Source organism: Pectinatus brassicae (genome assembly GCF_014201835.1).
GTDB classification, from domain to species: domain Bacteria; phylum Bacillota; class Negativicutes; order Selenomonadales; family Selenomonadaceae; genus Pectinatus; species Pectinatus brassicae.
In genome coordinates, this window is the sequence record NZ_JACHFH010000014.1 from 1 (window position 1) to 23,836 (window position 23,836).

A 23,836-nucleotide genomic window follows, 5' to 3' on the forward strand; every position below is an offset into this window, starting at 1 on the left:
TGAAGGATTAAGAATTTTAAACACAGCAGTGTAATAACATATATAAGAACCGTAGGAACTACGGGGATAGCCTGTGGAGATAATGTAAGACGTGAATTTTGCGCAACTATCTGTGAAACAGGAACCCCGCGACTTTAGTCGTGGGAGGTTCAGAAGGGCTATGATGATTACTTTTCCGCTTACATGGATGCAGATACAATGATTATGAACAGTCCGTTAAAGGGATTGGCTCAGGGAATTATAAAGATGGCTAAGCCATTAGCCGTAAATAATTTAAAAAATGAAATAAATACTTATATAAAAACTGGTAAGTGGGCAAATGAGGAGCAGCCAAAAATAAGTTCGCCAGAACAGCCGTTAATACAAAATGCATCAATAAATGAAAAAATAGGTTTAAAAAATATTAAATTTAAGAATGTTGAATATGTAAAAGAAAATGGTGATACTGCCAATATCGGTCTAAGAATAGCAATGCCTGATGCCAAAAAAGAGATGACAATAGATTTATTAATGAAAAAGTCGGAATCTGGTAATTGGCAGATAGTGCAGATAACTAATGTAAAAGATTATGTAAATAAAATTATTAAATAGTAAAAGGGAATTGAATAGATATGCCGGAAATGCCTGAAGTAGAAACAATAAGAAAAACAATAAATAATAAAATTGCCGGACGCACTATAAAAAACATTGATATATTACTGCCACGGCTTATTAAATATCCTGAGCCGAAAAAATACAAAAAAATGCTTATTGGACAAAAGATAATTGCTATGCAAAGACGTGGTAAATATCTTATAATGAAAATGTCTAATGCAGCTCAAGCTGTTTTTCACTTGCGCATGACAGGCAGGCTTTGTTATAGTAGTAATGATATAAATGAAGATAAATACAAAAGAGTTATTTTCGAACTTGATAATGGTGATAAATTTATTTATGCTGACACCAGAACACTGGGAACACTTCATTGTATAAATAAAGATGAAATCAGTAAAATAAAAGGGTTATATGAATTAGGACCGGAGCCGTTATCAACTGAATTTACCTTAGAATATTTAGAAAAAAAGCTAAAAAATAATAACAGCAAAATCAAATCATTTTTATTAAATCAAAAAAATATTGCTGGTTTAGGTAATATTTATGTTGATGAGGCTTTATTTATAGCTGGTATATATCCGGAAATTAAAGCAAATATGGTGCCTGCTGATAAATTTATTAAATTATACAATGCGGTTAATAAAGTTATTGCTGATGGCATTCGTGATGGGGGGACTACTTTTCGCGATTATGTCGATGGCGATGGCAAAAAGGGTCAGCATCAAAATAATTTATTTGTATATGGCCGGGAAAAAGAAAAATGTCGTAAATGTGGTACAATAATAGAAAAAATTAAAGTGGCTGGACGAGGAACATGTTTTTGTCCTAAATGTCAAAAGTCATAAGATTAAGGATACAGGATGTATAAGATAGGACTTACAGGCGGCATAGCCTGCGGAAAAACAACTATAGGTAAATTTTTACGTGAAGCAGGGGCAGTAATTATTGATGCTGATGCTATTGCCCATGCATTGGCTTTGCCGGGAAAAGCTTTATGGCAGGCTTATTATGAGCACTTTGGACAAAAAATATTATTAAGTGATAATACACTTAATCGGCGAATGATTGGCAATATTGTATTTAATGATAGTAAAGAAAAGGCCTGGATAAATGAAATAAGCCATCCGTTGATTTGGCAGGAAATAGAGCAGCAATTAAAAAATTTACAGCAGCAGGGGGAAAAAATAGTGGTAATAGACGTACCATTATTATTTGAAACCGGCTGGGATAAAAATGTTGATGAAAAATGGGTAGTGTATATAGATAAAAAAACACAGATTAAGCGGTTGCGGCAGAGAAATAATTATACTTATGTTGAAGCCCGTCAGCGTATAAGATCACAGATGTCATTACAGCAAAAAATGCAAATGGCTGATCGGGTAATTGATACAGGAAATGTACTGGCTGTAAACAGAAAAAATACACAAAGATTATGGCGTTCATTAAAAAAACGCTTGGGGTTTTATAATGAATAATAATGTAGAGTCTTCAGTAAGCTATGTGCGGCCTGTAATGCAGGGATTTATTATTCTCATGCTGTTTTTAGCAGTTATTTTTGCAGGAATATATGCTGGATTGCAGACTAAGGTAATAGAATCTATTGAAAAAAAATATTTATACCCTTATCCTTATGCGCAAATAGTCGATAAATATGCTCAAAAATATAATATGGATAATACTTTAGTAGCGGGAATAATTTTAGCTGAAAGTAAATTCGTTCCCAAAGCCAAATCACATCGCGGCGCTATTGGGCTAATGCAGATAATGCCGGAAACAGGTCAATGGATAGCGAAAAATATCAATGATAAATCATATAATGATGCTAAGCTCTATGATCCAGAGACGAATATTCATTATGGTGTATGGTATTTATCCTTTTTAATGAAAGAATTTAATTCTAATGAAATATTAGCAATTGCTGCTTATAATGCCGGTCATGGGCAGATTGAACATTGGCAGGACATATATCATTGGGACAGCAGTTTTAATGACTATAAAAAAATCCCCTATGAGGAAACACGTACTTATGTGCAAAAAGTACTAAAAAATAAGAGCTCTTACAAAAAATTATATGAAAAAGAGCCAAAAGAATAATTTGACAATTAAAGTCTATATGTGCTATTATTTTAGCAACATAATATGACCCTTTAATAAAATCCAGCGAGGTTGAAAGGGAGTTTAAGAGACTTTTTACGGGATAGCTATGCTTTCTTATGCCTTGCGCATGAGAAAGCTTTTTTTGTATATAAAAAAAGAGGAGCGAATAAGTTGGAAAATAAGAATGTTTCGTTGCGAGGAAAAAATATTTTAGGATTAGAATATTTTACACCAGATGAGATTGAACTTGTATTACAAACGGCTAAGGAAATGAAAAATATCATTCATCGTGATATTAAAAAAGTTCCGGCATTACGTGGCAAAGCCATCGTAAACTTATTTTATGAGCCAAGCACCAGAACACGTACTTCCTTTGAATTAGCAGGAAAATACCTTGGTGCTGATGTAATAAATATAACAGCCAGCTCCAGCAGTATTGTTAAAGGTGAAAGCCTGCGCGATACACTTCTAACCGTTGAGGATATGGGAGTAGATGCCATTGTAATGCGCCATAAAGCTGAGGGTGCACCGGAATATGCGTCCAATGTTGTATCACCGGTAATAGTTAATGCTGGTGACGGTGCTCATGCTCATCCTTCGCAGGGATTGCTTAACTTATTTACGATCCAACAGTATAAAGGTAATTTTACAGGTTTAAAATGTGCGATTATCGGTGATGTTTTGCACAGCCGTGTAGCACGCAGCGATATCTGGGGAATGCGAAAAATGGGTATCGAAGTACATTTGGCTGGCCCGCGTACACTTATACCGCGATACCTTTATGAAGAAAAAGGTATTTTCATACATGACCGTATTGAAGATGCTATTGAAAATACTGATGTAATAAATGTACTAAGAATACAGATGGAAAGACAAAAATCAGGCTTATTCCCATCGACAAGAGAATATGCACGCATATTCGGACTTAATGATAAACGACTGGCTCTGGCTAAAAAAGATGTATTGGTAATGCATCCAGGTCCGATGAATAAAGGCTGGGAAATTTCTCCAAGTGTTGCTTACAGCGCTAATTCAGCTATACAGGAACAGGTTAAAAATGGCGTAGCTGTACGAATGGCTCTTTTAACACTTATTTTGACAGGAGGAAAAAATAATGAAATTATTGATTAAAGGCGGACGGATAATTGATCCTGCCAATAAAATGGATAAAGTTGCTGATATATTAATTGAAGATGGTAAAATAAGCAAAATTCGCAAGGATATAAAAGCTGATGATGCCGAAATAATAGATGCTGCCGGAAAAATCGTAACACCAGGACTTATTGATATGCATACGCATATGCGTGAACCTGGTCAGGAAGCCAAAGAAGATTTAGCTTCAGGTTCAAGAGCCGCAGCTGCTGGGGGCTATACTACCATAGCAACTATGCCTAATACCAAACCTGTTATTGATAATGCTATCTTAATAAAAGGTTTACAGGAAAAAGCTAAAGAAGAAGCTGTAGTAAATATAGAAATAATTGGGGCATTAACTAAAGGACAAAAAGGTGAAGAACTGGCTGAAGTAGGCGATATGACTGAGGCTGGAGCCATTGCTTTTTCTGATGATGGTCATTATGTTGATAAAGCTAAAGTATTGCTTAATGGTCTGGATTATTTAAAAACCTTCAATAAAATAATAATTTCTCATGCTGAAGAAACATCGTTAGTAGAAGATGGCGCGATGAATGAAGGTCATAAAAGTGCGATGCTTGGGATGAAGGGTCGTCCGTCCGTTGCCGAAGATATAGCAGTAATGCGTGATATCTTGTTAGCAGAATATGCTCAGGCACCTATCCATATTGCTCATATCAGTACAAAAAATGCCGTTGATTTTGTCCGCCAGGCAAAAAAACGCGGTGTACAGGTGACAGCAGAAGCTACGCCGCATAATTTAACAATGACTGAAGATATGGTTAATTTGGCTGATTCTTCAACTAAAGTAAATCCACCGCTTCGTACTGATAGTGATGTAAATGCTGTACTTAATGGTCTGCTTGATGGAACAATTGATGCGATAGTTACTGACCATGCACCGCATGCAGTTGAAGAAAAAGACCGGGAATATAAATATGCACCAAGTGGTTTTCCGGGACTCGAAACTGCACTGGGCGTGTTATTGACAGATTTATACCATACAGGTAAAGCTGATTTGCCACTTATTATTGAAAAAATGAGCAGTGCGCCGGCTAAGATATTTGGTCTTAACAAGGGAACATTAAGTAAAGATGCTGTTGCTGATATAACGATTATTGACCCTGATTTAGAATGGACAGTGGATAAAGATAAATTTTATACAAAGGGGTCACATTCACCATTTGTCGGCAGAAAATTAAAAGGTAAAGCAATTTCTACAATTGTAGCTGGACGAATAATTATGCAAAATGGTATAATTATAAAATAAAGAAGTAAAAAATATAAATACAGATATAAATTATTATTCATGTACTATATGTTCTTGGTTATGGAGCAGCGAAGCTATATTTATAAAAAGAACAATAGCAAATGAATAGCTAAATCTCGGAGGTGCTCTATTTGAAAGGTAAATTGATTCTGGAAGACGGCAGCGTTTTTACTGGTGAATTATTAGGCGATAGACTGGCTACAGGTGAAGTTGTTTTTAATACAGGCATGACTGGTTATCAGGAAATACTTACAGATCCATCTTATTGCTCACAAATTATAACGCTTACTTATCCGCTTATTGGCAATTATGGTACGGCTGACAAATTTAATCAAAGTCGTAAATGTTTTGCTAATGGTTTTATAATTGGGGAATTATGCGATGTTGGCAGTAATTGGCAAAAAGAAAATGAACTAAGTCAGTTTTTAAATAAAAATGAAATACCATGTCTTTATAATGTTGATACAAGAGCCCTGACTCGTCGCTTGCGCTCAGCTGGCACGATGAAAGGTATTATTGTAGCCGAAGATACCTGTAAGGAAAAATGCGATGAATTAATGGCAGTACCTTTGGATGCCCACACTGTAGCTAAAGTAACTACACCTGAACAATATACAATGGATAATGATGGTTTTCATGTAGTGGCAATGGATTTTGGTGTAAAAAGACATATTTTGGTATCTATGCATGAACGCGGCTGTAAAGTAACAGTAGTTCCGGCAAGCAGCAGTGCGGAAGAAATCATGGCACTTAATCCTGATGGCATCTTTTTATCAAATGGCCCGGGGGATCCTAAGGATGTTCTTGATATAGTAGAAACAATCAAACAATTAATCGGCAAAAAACCTGTATTTGGTATCTGTCTTGGTCATCAGCTTATCGCTTTGGCTAGTGGAGCCGATACTTATAAATTAAAATTCGGTCATCGTGGTTCCAATCAGCCGGTAAAAGATTTACGCAGCGGCCGCGTTTATATATCATCGCAAAATCACGGTTTTGCCGTTGACGAAAAATCGTTGGCAAAATTACCGTTTACGATAACGCATATATCCATGAACGACGAAACAATAGAAGGAATGCACCATAATGAGCTGCCTTTATTTTCAGTGCAGTATCATCCGGAAGCATCACCAGGACCAGATGATAACACCTATTTATTCGATGAATTTATTGCAATGATGAAGAAAGGGGCAAAATAATCGTGCCAAAAAAAGAATATCTAAAAAAAGTAATGGTAATCGGTTCCGGCCCAATAATTATTGGACAGGCGGCAGAATTTGACTATGCCGGTTCACAGGCTTGCCGTGCCCTTAAAGAAGAAGGACTTGAAGTAGTACTCGTAAATAGTAATCCGGCAACAATAATGACAGATACCCATATTGCTGACCGTGTTTATATAGAACCATTGACGGTAAAATTCCTTGAAGAAATCATCAGTAAGGAAAGACCTGATGGTTTATTGGCAACATTAGGCGGACAGGCCGGACTTAATCTGGCTGTGCAGTTACATGAAGCCGGCGTACTCAAAAAATACAATGTGGAATTATTGGGAACACCGCTCGAAGCTATTAAAAAAGCCGAAGACCGTGAATTGTTCAAGGAAACAATGCAAAAACTTGGTGAACCAATTCCTGAAAGTACTATTGTTGAAACTGTAGAAGATGCTGTAAAATTTGCTAATGAAATCGGTTATCCGATAATTGTCAGACCAGCATATACTATGGGCGGAACTGGCGGCGGTATCGCTGATAATGAAGAAGATTTAAGAGAAACAGTTATCCGCGGCTTAAAATACAGTATGATTGGCCAGGTACTTATTGAACGCTCCGTAGCCGGCTGGAAAGAAATTGAATATGAAGTTATGCGTGATGGCAATGATAACTGCATTACTGTCTGCAACATGGAAAACTTTGACCCGGTAGGTGTTCATACCGGTGATAGTATTGTTGTAGCACCATCACAGACACTTACCGACCATGAATACCAAATGCTGCGCTCAGCTTCATTGCGTATTATCAGAGAGCTTGGTATCGAAGGCGGTTGTAATGCCCAATATGCTCTTGATACTAAGACCAATAACTATATAGTTATTGAAGTAAATCCGCGTGTAAGCCGTTCTTCGGCACTTGCTTCTAAGGCCACCGGATATCCAATCGCTAAAGTTTCAGCGAAAATAGCTATCGGCTATACCCTTGATGAAATAACTAATGCGGTAACAGAAAAAACAAAAGCCTGCTTTGAGCCGGCACTTGATTACTGCGTAGTTAAATTCCCACGCTGGCCGTTTGATAAATTTGTATTAGCTGACCATACACTGGGAACCCAGATGAAAGCTACCGGCGAAGTAATGTCAATTGACCGAAATTTTGAAGGGGCAATCTTAAAAGCAATACGCTCTTTGGAAATTGGTGTACATCGTTTATCAATGGAACATATCGACCAGTGGGATAATGAAACAGTAGTAAAAAATCTTGAACTTATAAATGATGAACGTATTTTTGTTATAGCTGAAGCGCTACGCCGTAATATTGCAACGATTGATGAGATAAATACTGTAACTAAAATCGATAAGTGGTTTATCAGAAAGATAAAAAATATAATTGATGTTGAAAATAAATTAAAATCGCAGGAACTTACTAAAAACTTACTGACAGCTGCTAAAAATGTCGGTTTGGCTGACCGTTCAATAGCTGAACTTACCAGTAAGGATATGCTTGATATACGCTATCTGCGCAAATCAATGAAGATACATCCATGCTATAAGATGGTTGATACCTGTGCAGCGGAATTTGAAGCGGCTACACCTTATTATTATTCAACCTTCCATGCGCAGGAAGATGAAGTACAGCCTTCTGATAAAAGAAAAGTAGTAGTACTTGGTTCCGGTCCTATCCGTATCGGGCAAGGGGTAGAATTTGACTACTGTTCGGTACATTCGGTATGGGCTTTGCGTAAAATGGGCATTGAAGCGATTATTATCAATAATAATCCGGAAACAGTAAGTACTGACTTTGATATCTCAGACAGACTTTATTTTGAGCCATTGACACCGGAAGATGTACTTAATATCATCGATAAGGAAAAACCAGAAGGTGTTATTGTCCAGTTTGGTGGTCAGACTGCAATTAATTTAGCCGGAGCATTGCAAAAAGCCGGTGTAAAAATATTAGGTACATCAGTTGATGATATCGACAGAGCTGAAGACAGAGAACGCTTTGATGAATTGCTCGAAGCAACCCATATACCGCGTCCGCGTGGTGAAAGTGTCACCAATGTAGATGCTGCGGTCAAAGCTGGTAATGAAATCGGCTATCCATGTGTAATCCGTCCATCTTATGTATTAGGCGGCCGAGCTATGGAAATTGTCTATAATGAAGATGAACTGCGCGATTATATGGGAAGAGCAGTAAAGGCTTCACCGGAACATCCTGTTCTTATTGACCATTATATGCAGGGACGTGAAGTTGAAGTTGATGCCATCTGTGATGGTACTGATGTAGTAATACCGGGAATCATGGAGCATATTGAACGTGCTGGTATCCATTCCGGTGACAGTATTGCTGTATATCCGCCACAGACTTTATCAGCCCGTGTAATTTATACAATAGTTGATTACACCAAGCGTATGGCTTTGGGACTTAATGTAAAAGGCCTTATGAATGTACAGTATGTAATTGTTGATGAAAAAGTATATGTAATTGAAGTAAATCCACGCTCAAGCCGAACAGTACCATTCTTAAGTAAAGTTACGGATATTAACATGGTAAATGTAGCAACACAGGCAGCATTGGGACATACTTTAAAAGAGATGGGCTACCATTCTGGTCTTGTTACGCCAAAACCATATGTAGCACTTAAAGCGCCGGTATTCTCCTTTGCCAAGATGCAGGATGTTGATATCTCACTCGGACCTGAAATGAAATCAACCGGGGAAGTTATGGGGATTGATTACCATTATTCAAGAGCACTGTATAAAGCAATAACGGGTGCTGGTATGAATATACCAACCGAAGGAACGATATTGTTTACAGTGGCTAATAAAGATAAGGATGAAATGCAGCAATTAGCTAAAGCCTTCTCGGACTTAGGCTTTAAATTGGTAGCAACCAAGGGAACTGCTAAATCCATTGAAAAAATGGGCATTGATGTTGATGTTGTTGGCAAGGTGCATGAAAGTAAGGGCGATATCCTGGAAATGATTAAGGCCGGTCAGATAAATATGGTAATAAATACATTAGAGCCGCGCCAGTCATCAGCTACTGATGGTTTTAAAATACGCCGCTCCACTGTTGAGCATGGCATAGCCTGCCTGACAGCACTTGATACAGCATGGCAGGTACTGCGCGTACTATCATTTATGCGTGAACGTCGTCTTGTCTATACATTAGCATTACAGGATTATGTAGGTGGCGGTGATGACCTTGCCTAAGCATGAATTAATTGATGGCAAAGTGATAAGACATGAGCAGATAGGTTCAAATGATGTTTATCTGCTGGATATAGATATATTTACTGATGCTGAACAATATGCAGCCGGACAATTTGTCCAGCTGCAGGTACCGGACGGCGAAATATTATTGCGCCGCCCTATCAGTATTGCCGATGTAAATGGTACGAGAATTATCTTAATTTATCGGGCTATCGGCAAAGGGACAAAAAGACTGACCCGTGTGCAATGTGGCGATACTGTAAATATATTAGCACCATTAGGTCATGGCTTTAATCTCGATTGTCAAAAACCATTATTAGTTGGCGGTGGACTCGGTATTGCACCATTGATTTTACTGGCTAAAAGATTTAAAGGTAAAGCCGATATATTAATGGGCTGTAAAAATGCGGCTGAAATGGATTGGCCGGTAAAAATGTATGATAATATAACGGCTGAAAATATTATTACGACTGATGATGGCTCCATGGGATTAAAAGGTTTTACAGCACAGCATCTACCGGATGTATTGGCAAAAAAAGCTTATGATAAAATATTTGTCTGTGGGCCGGAAATCATGATGAAAAGCGTGGCTGAAATTGCTAAACAGCATAATATCGCTTGTGAAGTGTCACTGGAAAAACGCATGGCCTGCGGTCTTGGCGCATGTTTATCCTGTACGATAGAAACTACCAGGGGACGGCAGAAAGTCTGCAAGGATGGTCCGGTATTTGTCAGTCAGGAGGTATTTTTTAATGAGTAATATATCATTAAAAACGGAAATTGCCGGTATAAAAATGAATTCACCAATAATGACAGCATCAGGAACCTTTGGCTTTGGTGAAGAATTTGCTGATTTTGTCGATTTTAATAAGCTCGGTGCCAGTGTAGTAAAGGGTACGACATTAAAACCGCGCAGCGGTAATAAAGGTGTCAGAATTACTGAAACACCAGCTGGCATGCTTAATTGTATTGGTTTGGAAAATCCTGGCGTAGAAGCATTTTTACAGGATATTCTGCCAAGAATAAAAAAATATAACTGCCCGGTAATTGTTAATATATCCGGCAATACTGTCGAAGAATACGGTGAGTTGGCAAAAATGCTTGATGTACCTGATGTGGCTGCGGTAGAGCTTAATGTATCGTGTCCTAATGTCAAAGAAGGCGGCATTGCATTTGGTGTGGAACCGGATAGTATGTCACGTGTTATTGAATCAGCCAAAAAAAATACCAATAAACCAGTGATTATAAAATTATCACCGAATGTTACTGATATTGTTATGATGGCTAAAGCAGCGGAAAAAGCCGGAGCCGATGTTATTTCACTGATAAACACACTTATGGGCATGGCGATAGATGTAAATACATGGAAACCGGTATTAGGCAATATAACTGGTGGTTTATCAGGACCTGCTGTTAAGCCGGTAGCTTTGCGGATGGTTTGGCAGGTGCGACAGGCGGTAAAACTGCCAATAATTGGTATGGGCGGCATAATGAATGCGACTGATGCCATCGAATTTATGCTGGCTGGCGCTGATGCTGTAGCTGTAGGTACAGCTAATTTTGTTCAGCCTGATATAATAAATAAGATATATGATGATTTAGAAAAATATCTAAAAGAAAAAAATCTGACCAATATAAAACAAATAGTGGGAAAATTGCAGGCATAAAAAAGGGGCATCCGGAAAAACCGGATGCCCCTTTTTTATATATCAGTTTTCATTATCGATACTGAGTTTTTCAAAGATACCGAAACAGATACTTAATACAATAGCGCAGACTGTTGCCAGACCCATACCTTTTAATTGAACAGGTCCGATTGTCAAAGCAGCACCGCTTAAACCGCTTACCATAGTTACGGCTGTCAGAATCATATTTTTGGATTTAGTATAATCAACTTGTTTTTCGATAAGCATGCGAATACCGGAACAGGCGATAATACCAAATAGTAAAATGCTGACTCCACCCATTACAGGGACAGGAATAGCATGGATAATAGCGGAAACCTTACCAATAAAGGAAAAGACAATAGCAAATACGGCAGCACCACCAATAACCCAGACGCTGTATACACGGGTTATAGCCATTACACCCATGTTTTCACCATAAGTTGTATTAGGGGTGGAGCCGACAAAACCAGAAATAATATTGGAAAGACCATCGGCAAATAAAGAGCGATGTAGTCCGGGATCTTTTATAAGGTCACGATGAACAATACTGCCGGTAACAAACAGATGACCGATATGTTCAGCGAAAACAACGAATAATGCCGGCATTATCATCATTATAGCGCTGGGATTGAATTTAGGTTCATAAAAAGTAGGAACGGCAAACCATGGTGCACTTTGGACGTGTGACCAGTCCACGATGCCTAAGCAAAAAGACATGATATAGCCGGCAACAACACCGATGAGTACAGGAATAATACCAATGAAACCACGGCCTAATACTGAAGCTAAAATGGTCACGAGTAAAGTAAACATTGAAGCAATCATTGCTAAATGCGTCGGAATGGCCGGTGCAGAAGATGGATTAGGGATAAAACCGGACATATTAAGAGCAAGTGGTGCCAGTTCCAAGCCGATGACGGCAACAATTGAGCCCATAGCGGCTGGCGGCAGAATAAAATCAATCCATTTTGTGCCGGTTTTTTTAATTATAAATGATAAGATTACGAAAGATAAACCAAAAGCGATAAAGCCCCCCTGAGCATCACCATAGCTCATATTGCTGGCAGCAAGAACAGCTAATACCGGTGATATAAAAGCAAAGCTTGAGCCCAAATAAGCAGGCAGACGACCTTTACAAATAACAAGGTATAAGATAGTGCCTACACCATTCATAAATAAAGCCGTGGCCGGATTTACTTTTAATAAAAAGGGAACAAGAACGGTAGAGCCAAACATGGCAAACAAATGCTGCAAACTTAGAGGAATGCCTTGCAGTAAAGGAACTTTTTCCTCAACGTCATAGTACTTCTTCATAATCTACTTCCTTTATAAAAATTTTTATCAAGCAAATATATGATTTTAGGCAGATAATAAAAAAAATCAATAATGACATTAGAATTGCCTTGGACTAAGTAGAATAATACTTAAGCCAAGGCAATTCGTATATACTGGTTAAAATCAATGCTATATCAATTAATATATTTGCTCTATATATTTTGCCATAAAGAAACAATAATAACAAGGTTATATAGGAAGATAATTATATAAAGTTACAATACAGCAGCATTTTGGCTGCCCATTTTATAGCCATTTATATCAAAGGTCACAAAGGTAAAGCCTAGTTCATGCAGTTTATTATATATTTGGCTGCGTAGCTCTTCATTTAATAATTTGGGATATTCTGATGGCATTATTTCAATACGGGCAAGATTATCATGATGGCGCACACGAATTTGCCCATCAATATGCTGGCGTAAAAAAGCTTCAGCAGCATCTACTTGTTTAAGTCGTTCGGAATTAAGTTCTAAGCCGTAAGCAAGGCGGGAGGCAAGGCAGGCTTGGCTGGGTTTATTCCAAACTGGTAAATCGTATTTTTTAGCTATCTGGCGAATTTCCTGTTTATTGATATTGGCTTCTAAAAATGGCGATTTAACCATATCATGTAATTCAGCAATGGCTCGCATGCCGGGACGATAATCGCCCTTATCGTCAATATTAGAGCCCTCAATAATAAAGGGGAAGTCATTGTCCTTAGCCCATTGGCACATATTAGTAAAACGAAATTTCTTGCAGTAGTAGCAGCGATTTTTATCATTAGCAGCTATCTGCGGTGAAGCCAGATCATCACTGGGCATAATAATATGTTTTATGCCAATTTTTTTTGCAACAGCAATAGCATCATTTTTTTCATCTTTTTGCAATAGCGGTGAATCAGCGGTTATGGCAAGGGCATTATCACCTAAAGCAATGTAAGCGGCTTGACTTAAGACTGAGCTGTCGACACCACCGGAAAAAGCAACAACAACTTTTTTATAATTTTTTAATATATTGACTAAATTGGTAAATTTATCCATATAACACCTCGATAATAATAAATTCATAATTATTATTGTATAACTAAAATATGATTATTACAATCTATTAATGTTGGCAGTAATAATAAAATTAAGAAAAAATTAACTTTTTTTTAATAAAAAATGAATTACCACTATATATAATATTAGATAAATAATATATTGTAATAGGGGGATTTATGTGGGCATAAAAGTACGATTAGCACTTAGCCTGGCAGTTATAATTTTTTTTACGGCATGTGTGGGCGGTTATGCAGTATTTTGCTTAAAAACAGTAAATAATTATTTGCAGATAGTAGCAACTGATAATCTGCCAGAAATGACGACTATGCAGGAAACAGTACAACTACTCGAAAAATACAAAGCTGATACATATAAATTATTATGGGAACGCAAAAGCGATAAGAGTTCTTCAGCGGTAAAGGAATATATAGTAAAAGATATAGAAGAAAATGGCAAAAAAATAGATAGGCATATATATTTAATGAAACGCTATGCTCATAAAAATCAAGCAGATAAGCTGGGGGATATAGAAAAAATATGGGCTGAGTATAAAAAACTCACCAAACAGGCGGTGGATAATAATTATGATGATAATAAGATGGCAGGAGAATTATCAAATACAGGGAAATTAGGTCAGGCCTATAGTAAATTATTAACTTTAGCAGAAACTTTTAAGCAGTTGAATGAAGGCGCTGTAAATGTAACAGTACAGGCAGGCGAAAAAGAATATAAAAAAGCTGTTATGGCAGTTATTGGCGGTATAACAATAGTATTTATAATTACTATTATTATAGGTATCATATTTGGCAAATACATAAACAAATTTATAAATATATTTTTACATACAACGGAAAAAAATTCGCAGGGAGATTTTACACTGCGTCTGCAGTATGCAGGCAGCGGTGAATTTATGCGAATAACTAATTCATATAATATCATGTTGGATAAAATTGGTAATTTAATAAAAATGATGCAGGCGACAGCATATAAGACGGCACAGACCTCACAGCAGATAGTAGATACATCGGCACATACGGCAGAGTTACTCAGGCAGGTAAACACCGCGGTAGAGTCAGTGTCAGCTTCAGTAAATGAACAGACGGCCGGTATAAGTGATACGGCAGATTTGATAAATAAAATGGCAGATGATATGGAGATAGTAAGCAATAATACAGAGAATATAGTGATAACAGCAGATAAATCAGTGCAAACAGCGCAAATCGGTACAGTAAATATTGATAATTCCATACAGCAAATAAACTCAATAACAACAACAAATAGCAAACTAGCCCAAAAAATTATGCTGTTGGGGGAAAATTCCCAGCAGATAGGTAAAATAATTGATACGATAACAGATATAGCCAATCAGACAGATTTATTGGCATTGAATGCAGCAATAGAAGCGGCACATGCTGGAGAACTTGGTAAGGGATTTGCTGTAGTGGCGGCAGAGGTACGCAAGTTGGCAGAACAGTCACAGCAGGCATCAAGGCAAATTGAAACTATTATAAATAATATAATTTCCGAGACGGATAATGCGATTAATATAATGCAGATAAATACGCAGGAAATAAAACAAGGTGCAGCCGGTATACATAAATCAGGTAAATCATTTGAAATCTTAGCATTGGTAAGCGATGAAATGTCAGAAAATATTGTTAAGACAGCAAAAACTATAAGCAATTTAGCGGCATCATCACAAAATGTGCAAAAAAGTGTAGGGAGAATTAATATGGAAGTCAGTAATGTAAATAATCAAATGGAAATAACGAAAGAAGTAGTAAATAAACAATCATTTTCGCTGGAAAAAATTATTAACTCCAGTAATTCTTTAGCGGAAATGATAGAAGAGCTTAACAGTCAGATTAATATATTTAAAGTATAATAGCGATATTAAAGCAGATTAGTGGGATTTTGCAGGATATAAATATATTATGGCGAAAGTATAATAAAATATGTTTATATGGAGATTTGCTTATGAAGAAGAAAATATTTATATTAACGGCTGTTTTTATGCTGACGCTGCTGAGTACTGGTTTGGCACAGATGCGCTGGCAAAAAATAATTACTACTGACGCCTATCGTTATTATTTTGATAGCAGCACTATTGCTTATGGACAGATGGCAATTTTAAATCAGGAAAAAACAAGCAAAATCGATAAAAATGTAATTGTATTTTTGGCGCAAAAAGTTTATTGGAATCCGCAGGATACAATAACAATACTGCAGCAAATTAATAATAATATTGATTGGACAACGATGACATATTCCGTAGGGCAGTATAAGTATGATATAAATAATAATAATTTATGGCAGGGGGATATATCATTTTTTACCAATGATGGAAGAATGTTGGGAACAGTACATCGCAATATATGGAATGATATTGGAAAAAGCAGTGATGAGGAACGAATCTGCCAATATCTTATGAAATATGCTAAGGAAAATAATCAAAGTTTAAAAGATCATACATAAAAAAACTAGGCCACTGCACAATAAATGTGTAGTGGCCTAGTTTTTTTGAGAGTTAAATTTTAAATACGCCGATAGCCTGTTGTAATTCCTGAGCCATTTGAGCCAAACTCTGGCTGGCAGTGGCTATTTCATCCATAGCAGCTAATTGTTCTTCAGCTGCTGCCGATACCATTTGTGATTCATCGGTATTAGTTTTACTTTCTCTATCAATATCTTTAGTAGCATGATTTAAATTTTCGCTGTGATCAGCAATTATTTTCAAGGACGAATGAATATTTTTAATGCCGCTGCTGCTGGTATGGATCAAGCTGGCAATTGATTTTAGATTTTCACTGACAACATTTACGCTGTCCACTCCGGATTTTACTTTTTCATTGCCGCTGGTCATTGTAGTGACAGCAGTTTGGGTGTCTTGCTGAACCCTGAGAATTTCTTCAGAGATTTCCTGAGCGGCCTGCTGGACTTCTTCAGCCAGTTTACGTACCTCTTCGGCAACAACAGCAAAGCCTTTGCCCTGTTCGCCGGCACGGGCTGCTTCAATAGCAGCATTCAAGGCTAGCAGATTGGTTTGTGAGGCTATGCTGGAAATAGTCTCAGTTATTTGACCAATTTTTTTTGATTGTTCGCCTAATTGGATGATAACATTGGTGGAATTTTGTACTGAGGTTTCAATTTCGCTCATGTTTTTAACCATAAGGTCGACATTAGCACTGCTGTCATTGGCATAATTAGCTACCTTAGAGGATTCATCGGCAACTTTGATGCTGTCACTTACAATTTTTTCAATGGTAGTAGTCATAGCATTTACAGTCTGCGATACCTGGTCGGTGGCAGTCGTCTGTCTGCTGATGCCGCCGGCAACATTGGTAATGGAATCAGCTACCTGATTGGCAGAATCAACTGTTTGATGGGCACTGGCTGTCAATTCTTCCGAAGAAGCAGCAATATGTTCAGAATGTTCCTGTATTTTTTTAATAAGAGTTATTAATTGTTCCCGCATAGTATTAAAGCTGTTACCAAGCAGACCAATTTCATCATTGCTGATTGTTTCTATTTTTTCGGTAAAATCACCATTGGATATTTTTTCAACATGATTGGCTAAAACAGCTATGGGGTCAGTGAATTTTTTTGCTAACAGGCCGGTTATAAAGACTACCAGCAGCAGAGCAATAATAGTTCCGATTACAAATATCCATTTTAATGTATTAAGCGGCGCATAAGCTACGGAAGTAGGGATGTTAATGCCTAAAACCCATTGGGTAGAAGGAATTTTTTCGTATATCAGTAAAAGTTCCTGCCCGTTAATGGTGTAAGTAGTTAATCCACTTTTTTGATTTGTAAAATTAGTGGCATTTAATGCAGCAGTTAATGGTTTTATACTATCTATGGATTTTATATCTTTATTAATTATTTTTTCATCAGGATAGGCCATCAAAGTGCCTTTATTATTTATTAAGAAAGCAAAGCTGCCTTCAAATGGCTTAATTGCATTTACCGTTTTTAGTACTGTATCGATTAATACATCTTCTGATAATACGCCGCGCAGTTGACCATTGCTGTCTTTTACTGGCATACATATTGGAAGGGCTATTTTTTTTGTTACGCCATCAAGATAAGGTTCGCCAAATGTAAGCTTGCCAGCAGTCACAGCATCCTTATACCAGGAACGAGTGCGGGCGTCAAAATCAGCTGGTGGTGTCCAGCCCGATCCATCAACAATAGAACCATCAGCAGCGTTGCCAAAATATAAATCACTGATGTTGTCATCAGCAGATTTAAAACCGCTGACCATAGGAAAAGTTATGGGGCTGTTTAAGGTAAGCTGATTAATAGTGGCGGAGGTTGCTGTTAAAACGGCAGCCTTGCTGGCCAGCCAGCCATCAAGCTTATTGCTGTTGGCGATAACAACTTCCTTGGCATGTGTTTCGATTTGTGTTTTTAGCATTCTTTCCGTATAAAAATATGCTACAGCAGATATAATAATAACAATTAGTGCCATCAATACGGAAATAATCAAGGTCATTTTTCGTTTTAAATTCATAAATATCCCTCACTTTGGTATAAAAAAAAGACTTGGCTATATACTTATACCTAGTCTTCCTTGACTAATAATATTTAGTTATTATCTATATATTATTATAATTTTATGGTAATGTCTATATTCTTACAATAATTTAATGGATTTATCATAAAATACAAAAAAATCTATAGTGAAATATAAATAAAAATAATATAAATCACTATAGATGATGTAAATTTGTTATGTGGGATATTTAAGATTGAGCAAATAGCAACCCAAAATTTTTACAATTATGTAAATCATTTTCAGCAGGTGTATTATGTACAATAAAGCCTTTATTATCAAAGAGAATAGCGTTGGATTCGTTGACAACCTGATTTTGCCATATACGCATCCATTCACCATCGCCCCAATCATACGAACCAAATAGGGCAATTTTTTTATGAGCGAGATGGGGTAGCAATACGTTAAAAAGTGGTTCAAATTCACCACTTTCTAATTCTTCAGCTCCCATAGCCGGACAGCCAAAGGCTATTTTATTAAAATCAGCGATGCGTGAAATTGGGAAATCATTACTACTGAAAACTTCACATGCAGCTGATGTTTCATTGATACCTTCAGCTATAGCCGTGGCCATTTTTTGGGTATTGCCGGTGCCGCTCCAATAAATAATTGCTATTTTTTCCATAATAATCCTCGTTTCTTATAGTTGTTTTTCATAATTAGACAGCCTGGCCGATTATGTCTTCCAGACTGAAGCCATTAGCAAGACATTTACAAAATCTTTGTGAGCATTGGGCATATTGAGAAAATAATTTTTCAGCAGCAGCTAAATCGGCATATACTTTCCAAGGACCGCAACATTTGAAATTCTGCCCGTTATTTTTAATAAAACCCTTAACATCGGCTAAGGGATAGCCTAAAAATATGCCAATCTCATGGGGAAAGCCTTTTTGTAAAAGCATGCGGATTTTAAGGTAACGCAGGCAGGCTAAAATGTTAGTAAAATCTTTATAGCCATAACTTTGTAGAAATTCCTGAATAGATTTTTGGCTGAGCAGCTGTCTTAGTTTATCTTTATTATAGATTAAAAGTAAGCGGTAATTAGTTGAATCAGAGACAGTGAACATATATACATTGCTGCATTTTAGACATTTGGAATATTTTTGTTTAATCTGCTGGAAATTTTTCAATTTCTGTTTATTAATGGATATCAAACTGCCGGTCTTAATACCAGCTAAAGTAGGGGCGGAGTGAAAGGCTAATAACTGTTCAAAGTGCTGAAAATAGTCCATAAAAAGTCCTCCAAAACAATGAGAATAGTTTTCAATTACAATATTATTATAATGGTAATGATAATAATTTGCAATAAAAATAAAAAAACTTATCAACATGTTTTGTATAAAACTTGTTGATAAGTGGATAAATATGTGTATAACTTTACAAAAAGCTGTTATTACAATAGTTAATTTATGAAATAAAAAATAAATACTGTGTATTAAATATTTCTTAACGGGATAATAATTATTAAAAAATAAAAAAAACTAAAAAAAAGTAAATATTTATAATAAAAGTTAAAAATAATAGTATATAGAAGTATTTTATATAAAAATATATAATTATAGCTAAAAATAAAGGTTTTAAAAATAGGTGATACTTATTATAATAATAACTGTTGAAAGCAAGAACAGCTTAGTGATTGATTAAAATAATAAATCACATGCATCTGAAGGAAAGAGAAATTAATGGTAATCTTAGATGCAATAATAGCTAAAATATAATACATAAAATGGAGGAAGTTATTATGAAAAAATGGGTTTGCAGTGTTTGTGGTTATGTTTATGAAGGTGAAAGTGCTCCAGCAGAATGTCCAATCTGTAAAGCTCCAGCTAGTAAATTTGTCGAACAAGCCGGCGAATTAGTATTTGCTGATGAACATCGTGTAGGTGTAGCAAAGGGTGTTGATGAACGTATTGTTGAAGGTCTTCGTCAAAACTTTACTGGTGAATGTTCTGAAGTAGGAATGTATCTAGCAATGAGTCGTGTAGCTGAACGTGAAGGATATCCGGAAATTGCTGAAGCTTATAAACGCTATGCTTTTGAAGAAGCTGAACATGCTTCTAAATTTGCTGAACTCCTTGGTGAAGTTGTTACAGACAGCACCAAGAAAAATCTGGAAATGCGTGTAGCTGCTGAACATGGAGCTTGCCAGGGTAAGCTTGATTTAGCCAAATTGGCTAAAGAATTAAATCTTGATGCAATCCATGATACTGTTCATGAAATGGCTAAAGATGAAGCTCGTCATGGCTGTGGTTTTAACGGTTTGCTTAAACGTTATTTTGATAAATGATTAAATTCTCCAATTTAAATAAATAAATTTTCCCTCTATGCATACAGCATAAAAAATAGACATCATTAAGTGGTGTCTATTTTTTTAGTTAATTTTCAAGGAATTATATATAATAAAATAGAATATAAACACTATTGTAACCTAATATGTTGGATTTCGTTTTTAAAAGTAGTACTGAAATATCAATAATTATTTATTTTTAAGATGAAAGAGTGCATTATTATGGAAATGAGTATAAAAGAAATTTTGGAAAAGGCTCTGAAAGTGGAGTTACGGGCGGTATCCGGTACAAGAAAATACTTTGAAGCTAAAATAGAAGTGATAATGAATAGCGAAATAGACTTTGTTTTGGCACAGGATAAAATTAATGAACTGCCATTTGAAAAAAATGATAGTGTATTTGTTAGGATAAATACAAAGAAGGAAGTATATACTTTTATAGAAAAATGTTCTTATATAAATGTGGGAAAACGTATTACAGTTGGCTTAAAATTTCCTACTAAGATAAACAAAGAACAACAAAGAGAATTTGTGCGTACAAATATGGAACGAGATATTATTGTGTTGCTCATAGATAAAGAAGAAAATCGTGAGATAGAGTCATTGATAAAAAATTTTTTCATTGATTTGCATAAGGTTAAAACGGTTGATATAAGCGGTGGTGGTTTGGCTTTTTATAGTGATATATTCATGGTTCCGGGCCTAAGTATAATGATCGATATGGAATTTGCCTCACCTAAATTACGCCACTATCGCCAAAAAGCTGAGGTCATAAGATGTAAGGAAGTTAATGAAAAATACGGCAAATATATGATTGCCGTTACTTTTACAGCAATGCCTTTTGCGGTACAGGAGAAAATTAATCATTTTGTTTTTAGACAGATGCGGGAAAATCGCAGTCAAAAGAAAAAATTTGATAATATTTAGGAGACAGCTTCAATAAACTGTCTCCTAAAGTATTAATAAATTAATTTTATATTTTTTTTCTTAAAAAATTCAACCCAGTTATCATCAGGGCATTTATCGGTTACTACATACTGAATATCATTAAAGCCAATGGTTTTGGCAAAACCATTATTATTAAATTTGGAATGGTCAATAAGCAGAATTGTTATTCTTGCTTGTTCGACCATTTTTCTTTTTATAATACTTTCTGCTTCATTGGATTCAGTTATACCATGCTCAAGTGAAATACCCTTACAGCCGATTAAAGCGATATCAACACAGTAATTATCAAGTGTTTTTATAGCATCAGCGCCGGTTAAGGCATAGGAATTATTGCGTAAAACACCGCCGGAGGCAATTACTTTGGCATTATTATTAACTAGGGTGTAGACGATTTTTATAGAATTTGTTATCCAAGTTAAATCATCTTTATTTTTTAATAATTCAACTACCTCCAAACAAGTGGTACTGGCATCAACCATTATGGAATCATTGTTATTGATGAGCAGACAGGCTTTTTCTGCGATTTTGTGTTTTTCACTTTGGTTAATATTGCTGCGATGTACAAAGGAAATATCATCATAGGTATGTTTTTTTAGAACAGCACCGCCATAGCTGCGCTGCAATAGGCCTTTTTTTTCAAGCTTTTCCAAGTCACGGCGAACCGTTTCTTCAGTTACATCAAATGTTAAGGCTAATTCATTTACATAGACTTTATGGTTTTGCTGTATTATAGTGAGGATTTTCTCACGGCGTTCTATTCCTAGCATAATTATTCTCCATTTTTCTAGTATGAGATAATATCTTTATTATATAATACTATATTATTATCATCAAATAAAGATTGTTCTAGATAGAATAAAGAAAAAACAACATAAAAACATAAAATAATATTGACAAGTATATTTACGAATGCTATTATTACATTAACAAAGATAAAAGAAGAAAAAACAACATAAAAACATAATAAATTTAACATTTTAGGATGCTGGTCTTTTTTTTATTTATAAAAAAACTGAAAATTTAATATAATGTAAAGGATGTGTAATTTGTGACTGATTATTATTTGGCTGTAGATATTGGTGCTTCCAGTGGACGCCATATTTTAGGCTGGCAGGAAAATGGCAAAATGCGCTTGGAAGAAATCTATCGCTTTACTAATGAATTAGAAAATAAAAATAATCATCTTTGCTGGAATATGGAGCGATTATTTGCTGAAGTAGTAAATGGCATAAAAAAATGTAAAGAACTTAATCGTCTGCCCAAAAGTATTGGTATTGATACCTGGGGAGTTGATTTTGTCCTGCTCGATGAAAATATGCAGATGCTTGGTGATGCTGTTGGTTACCGTGATAGCCGCACTGCTGGGATGGATGAAGAAGTCTATAAAATAATTGATGAAAAACAATTATATGCACGCAATGGCATCCAAAAAATGATTATAAATACAATATATCATTTATATGCCTTAAAAAAACAACAGCCGGAATTATTGGCGGCAGCTAAACATTTTCTTATGATACCGGAATACTTGAATTACCGCTTAACCAATGTAATAAAAAATGAATATACCAATGCCACAACGACCCAATTAGTAAATGCTGATACACGGGATTGGGATTGGGAATTAATCGATATGCTGGGCTTGCCGAAAAATATATTTGGTAAATTATATATGCCTAAAGAAACAGTTGGCAATTTTAGTGAAGCAATGAAAAAACAATTGGGTTTTTCCTGTGAGGTGGTATTGCCTGCTACGCATGATACTGGTTCAGCAGTAATGGCTGTACCGTCAAATAATGAAGATGATATTTATTTGAGTTCCGGTACATGGTCATTGATGGGGATTGAAAGATTAATACCTGATTGTACAGAAAAAAGCAGATTACATAATTTTACCAATGAGGGAGGCTATCACCATCGCTATCGTTATTTAAAAAACATAATGGGAATGTGGATGATGCAGTCGCTGCGTAAGGAATTTAAGCATGCTTATACGTTTGAGGAATTATTTACATTGGCTTATATAGGAAGGTATTTTAAATCGACTGTTGATGTTACTGCTGATTGTTTTTTGGCACCGGCAAGCATGAGTGAGGCAATCCGTAATTACTGCCAGCAGACAAAACAGCCGGTACCGCAGACTGAAGGTGAAATACTGTTTTGTGTATATAACAGCTTGGCTAAATGTTACAGTGATGTAGTACAGGAACTTGAGGAAATGACGGGCAGTTGTCATAAAGATATACATGTTATCGGTGGTGGCTGCCAGGATAGATTTCTTAATGCGCTTACAGCATTTTATACCAAAAAAGATGTTTATGCCGGCCCGGTAGAAGCGACAGCGATAGGCAATATTGCAGCACAAATGCTCAAAGCAGGTGAATTTAGTGATTTGCCGGAAGCACGCAGGGTAATTGCTAAGTCTTTTGCAGTAAAAAAAGTAAACAATAATGAATTTTCATTTGAAGTTAATAATATTAGGAGTGTGGGATAAG

21 protein-coding genes are annotated in these 23,836 nt (G+C 36.1%); 15 read left to right on the plus strand and 6 right to left on the minus strand.

The window, feature by feature from the left end:
- Window positions 1–183 precede the first annotated feature (183 nt).
- The 10 genes from HNR32_RS06485 to HNR32_RS06530 all read left to right on the plus strand — a co-directional run bounded on the left by HNR32_RS06485 (window position 184) and on the right by HNR32_RS06530 (window position 11,191).
- Window positions 184–591, plus strand: a complete 408-nt coding sequence (locus HNR32_RS06485) for a hypothetical protein (protein ID WP_183860883.1) — start codon at window positions 184–186, stop codon at window positions 589–591.
- A gap of 20 nt (window positions 592–611) precedes the next feature.
- The gene (mutM, locus tag HNR32_RS06490; protein ID WP_183860885.1) at window positions 612–1,439 is read left to right on the plus strand and encodes a DNA-formamidopyrimidine glycosylase; all 828 of its coding nucleotides are present in this window, start codon (window positions 612–614) and stop codon (window positions 1,437–1,439) included.
- 15 nt (window positions 1,440–1,454) lie between these two features.
- Window positions 1,455–2,069, plus strand: a complete 615-nt coding sequence (coaE, locus tag HNR32_RS06495; RefSeq protein WP_183860887.1) for a dephospho-CoA kinase — start codon at window positions 1,455–1,457, stop codon at window positions 2,067–2,069.
- Entirely contained in the window at window positions 2,062–2,688 is a 627-nt protein-coding gene (locus HNR32_RS06500) for a lytic transglycosylase domain-containing protein (protein WP_231038129.1), read from the plus strand. Before coaE ends, HNR32_RS06500 begins: the two co-directional genes overlap by 8 nt.
- A 174-nt stretch (window positions 2,689–2,862) precedes the next feature.
- Window positions 2,863–3,822 carry an aspartate carbamoyltransferase catalytic subunit gene (locus HNR32_RS06505; RefSeq protein ID WP_183860889.1) on the plus strand — a complete coding sequence of 320 codons (960 nt, stop codon included), beginning with the start codon at window positions 2,863–2,865 and terminating at the stop codon, window positions 3,820–3,822.
- A complete protein-coding gene (locus tag HNR32_RS06510) occupies window positions 3,806–5,095 on the plus strand; it encodes a dihydroorotase (protein ID WP_183860891.1) in 1,290 nt (429 codons plus the stop codon). Before HNR32_RS06505 ends, HNR32_RS06510 begins: the two co-directional genes overlap by 17 nt.
- A gap of 131 nt (window positions 5,096–5,226) precedes the next feature.
- Window positions 5,227–6,294: a carbamoyl phosphate synthase small subunit gene (locus tag HNR32_RS06515; protein WP_183860893.1), complete on the plus strand. Its 1,068-nt coding sequence runs from the start codon at window positions 5,227–5,229 to the stop codon at window positions 6,292–6,294.
- Window positions 6,295–6,296: 2 nt separating this feature from the next.
- Complete coding sequence (gene carB, locus HNR32_RS06520) at window positions 6,297–9,524, plus strand: carbamoyl-phosphate synthase large subunit (protein WP_183860895.1); 3,228 nt, start codon at window positions 6,297–6,299, stop codon at window positions 9,522–9,524.
- Window positions 9,511–10,284 carry a dihydroorotate dehydrogenase electron transfer subunit gene (locus HNR32_RS06525; RefSeq protein ID WP_183860897.1) on the plus strand — a complete coding sequence of 258 codons (774 nt, stop codon included), beginning with the start codon at window positions 9,511–9,513 and terminating at the stop codon, window positions 10,282–10,284. The genes carB and HNR32_RS06525 overlap by 14 nt, the downstream gene beginning before the upstream one ends.
- Window positions 10,277–11,191 (plus strand): dihydroorotate dehydrogenase, encoded by a 915-nt coding sequence (locus HNR32_RS06530; protein WP_183860899.1) that lies wholly within the window; start codon window positions 10,277–10,279, stop codon window positions 11,189–11,191. Before HNR32_RS06525 ends, HNR32_RS06530 begins: the two co-directional genes overlap by 8 nt.
- Window positions 11,192–11,233: 42 nt before the next feature.
- Here HNR32_RS06530 and uraA read toward each other — a convergent pair whose 3' ends face one another.
- Together uraA and larE are read right to left on the minus strand one after the other, a co-directional pair.
- Window positions 11,234–12,505 (minus strand): uracil permease, encoded by a 1,272-nt coding sequence (gene uraA / locus HNR32_RS06535; RefSeq protein ID WP_183860901.1) that lies wholly within the window; start codon window positions 12,503–12,505, stop codon window positions 11,234–11,236.
- A 236-nt stretch (window positions 12,506–12,741) separates the two neighbouring features.
- Window positions 12,742–13,545, minus strand: coding sequence for an ATP-dependent sacrificial sulfur transferase LarE (gene larE / locus HNR32_RS06540; protein WP_183860903.1), 804 nt, complete (start codon window positions 13,543–13,545; stop codon window positions 12,742–12,744).
- Window positions 13,546–13,726: 181 nt separating this feature from the next.
- On the opposite strand from larE, the gene HNR32_RS14350 reads away from it, so the two are divergent.
- Window positions 13,727–15,433 (plus strand): methyl-accepting chemotaxis protein, encoded by a 1,707-nt coding sequence (locus HNR32_RS14350; protein WP_183860905.1) that lies wholly within the window; start codon window positions 13,727–13,729, stop codon window positions 15,431–15,433.
- Window positions 15,434–15,525: 92 nt separating this feature from the next.
- Window positions 15,526–16,023: a hypothetical protein gene (locus HNR32_RS06550; RefSeq protein WP_183860907.1), complete on the plus strand. Its 498-nt coding sequence runs from the start codon at window positions 15,526–15,528 to the stop codon at window positions 16,021–16,023.
- 52 nt (window positions 16,024–16,075) lie between these two features.
- Here HNR32_RS06550 and HNR32_RS06555 read toward each other — a convergent pair whose 3' ends face one another.
- From HNR32_RS06555 to HNR32_RS06565, 3 genes are all read right to left on the minus strand, one after another.
- Complete coding sequence (locus HNR32_RS06555; protein ID WP_183860909.1) at window positions 16,076–18,064, minus strand: methyl-accepting chemotaxis protein; 1,989 nt, start codon at window positions 18,062–18,064, stop codon at window positions 16,076–16,078.
- 232 nt (window positions 18,065–18,296) lie between these two features.
- Window positions 18,297–18,731, minus strand: a complete 435-nt coding sequence (locus tag HNR32_RS06560; protein WP_183860911.1) for a flavodoxin domain-containing protein — start codon at window positions 18,729–18,731, stop codon at window positions 18,297–18,299.
- A gap of 34 nt (window positions 18,732–18,765) precedes the next feature.
- Window positions 18,766–19,338, minus strand: a complete 573-nt coding sequence (locus tag HNR32_RS06565; RefSeq protein WP_183860913.1) for a DUF3793 family protein — start codon at window positions 19,336–19,338, stop codon at window positions 18,766–18,768.
- 509 nt (window positions 19,339–19,847) lie between these two features.
- On the opposite strand from HNR32_RS06565, the gene HNR32_RS06570 reads away from it, so the two are divergent.
- Window positions 19,848–20,393, plus strand: coding sequence for an NADH peroxidase (locus HNR32_RS06570; protein WP_183860915.1), 546 nt, complete (start codon window positions 19,848–19,850; stop codon window positions 20,391–20,393).
- A gap of 222 nt (window positions 20,394–20,615) precedes the next feature.
- Window positions 20,616–21,320 carry a flagellar brake protein gene (locus tag HNR32_RS06575; RefSeq protein ID WP_183860917.1) on the plus strand — a complete coding sequence of 235 codons (705 nt, stop codon included), beginning with the start codon at window positions 20,616–20,618 and terminating at the stop codon, window positions 21,318–21,320.
- Window positions 21,321–21,352: 32 nt separating this feature from the next.
- Here HNR32_RS06575 and HNR32_RS06580 read toward each other — a convergent pair whose 3' ends face one another.
- Entirely contained in the window at window positions 21,353–22,108 is a 756-nt protein-coding gene (locus HNR32_RS06580) for a DeoR/GlpR family DNA-binding transcription regulator (RefSeq protein WP_183860919.1), read from the minus strand.
- 281 nt (window positions 22,109–22,389) lie between these two features.
- Here HNR32_RS06580 and rhaB point away from each other — a divergent pair, with 281 nt between their 5' ends.
- Window positions 22,390–23,835, plus strand: coding sequence for a rhamnulokinase (gene rhaB, locus HNR32_RS06585; RefSeq protein ID WP_183860921.1), 1,446 nt, complete (start codon window positions 22,390–22,392; stop codon window positions 23,833–23,835).
- The last annotated feature ends 1 nt before the right edge of the window (window position 23,836 follow it).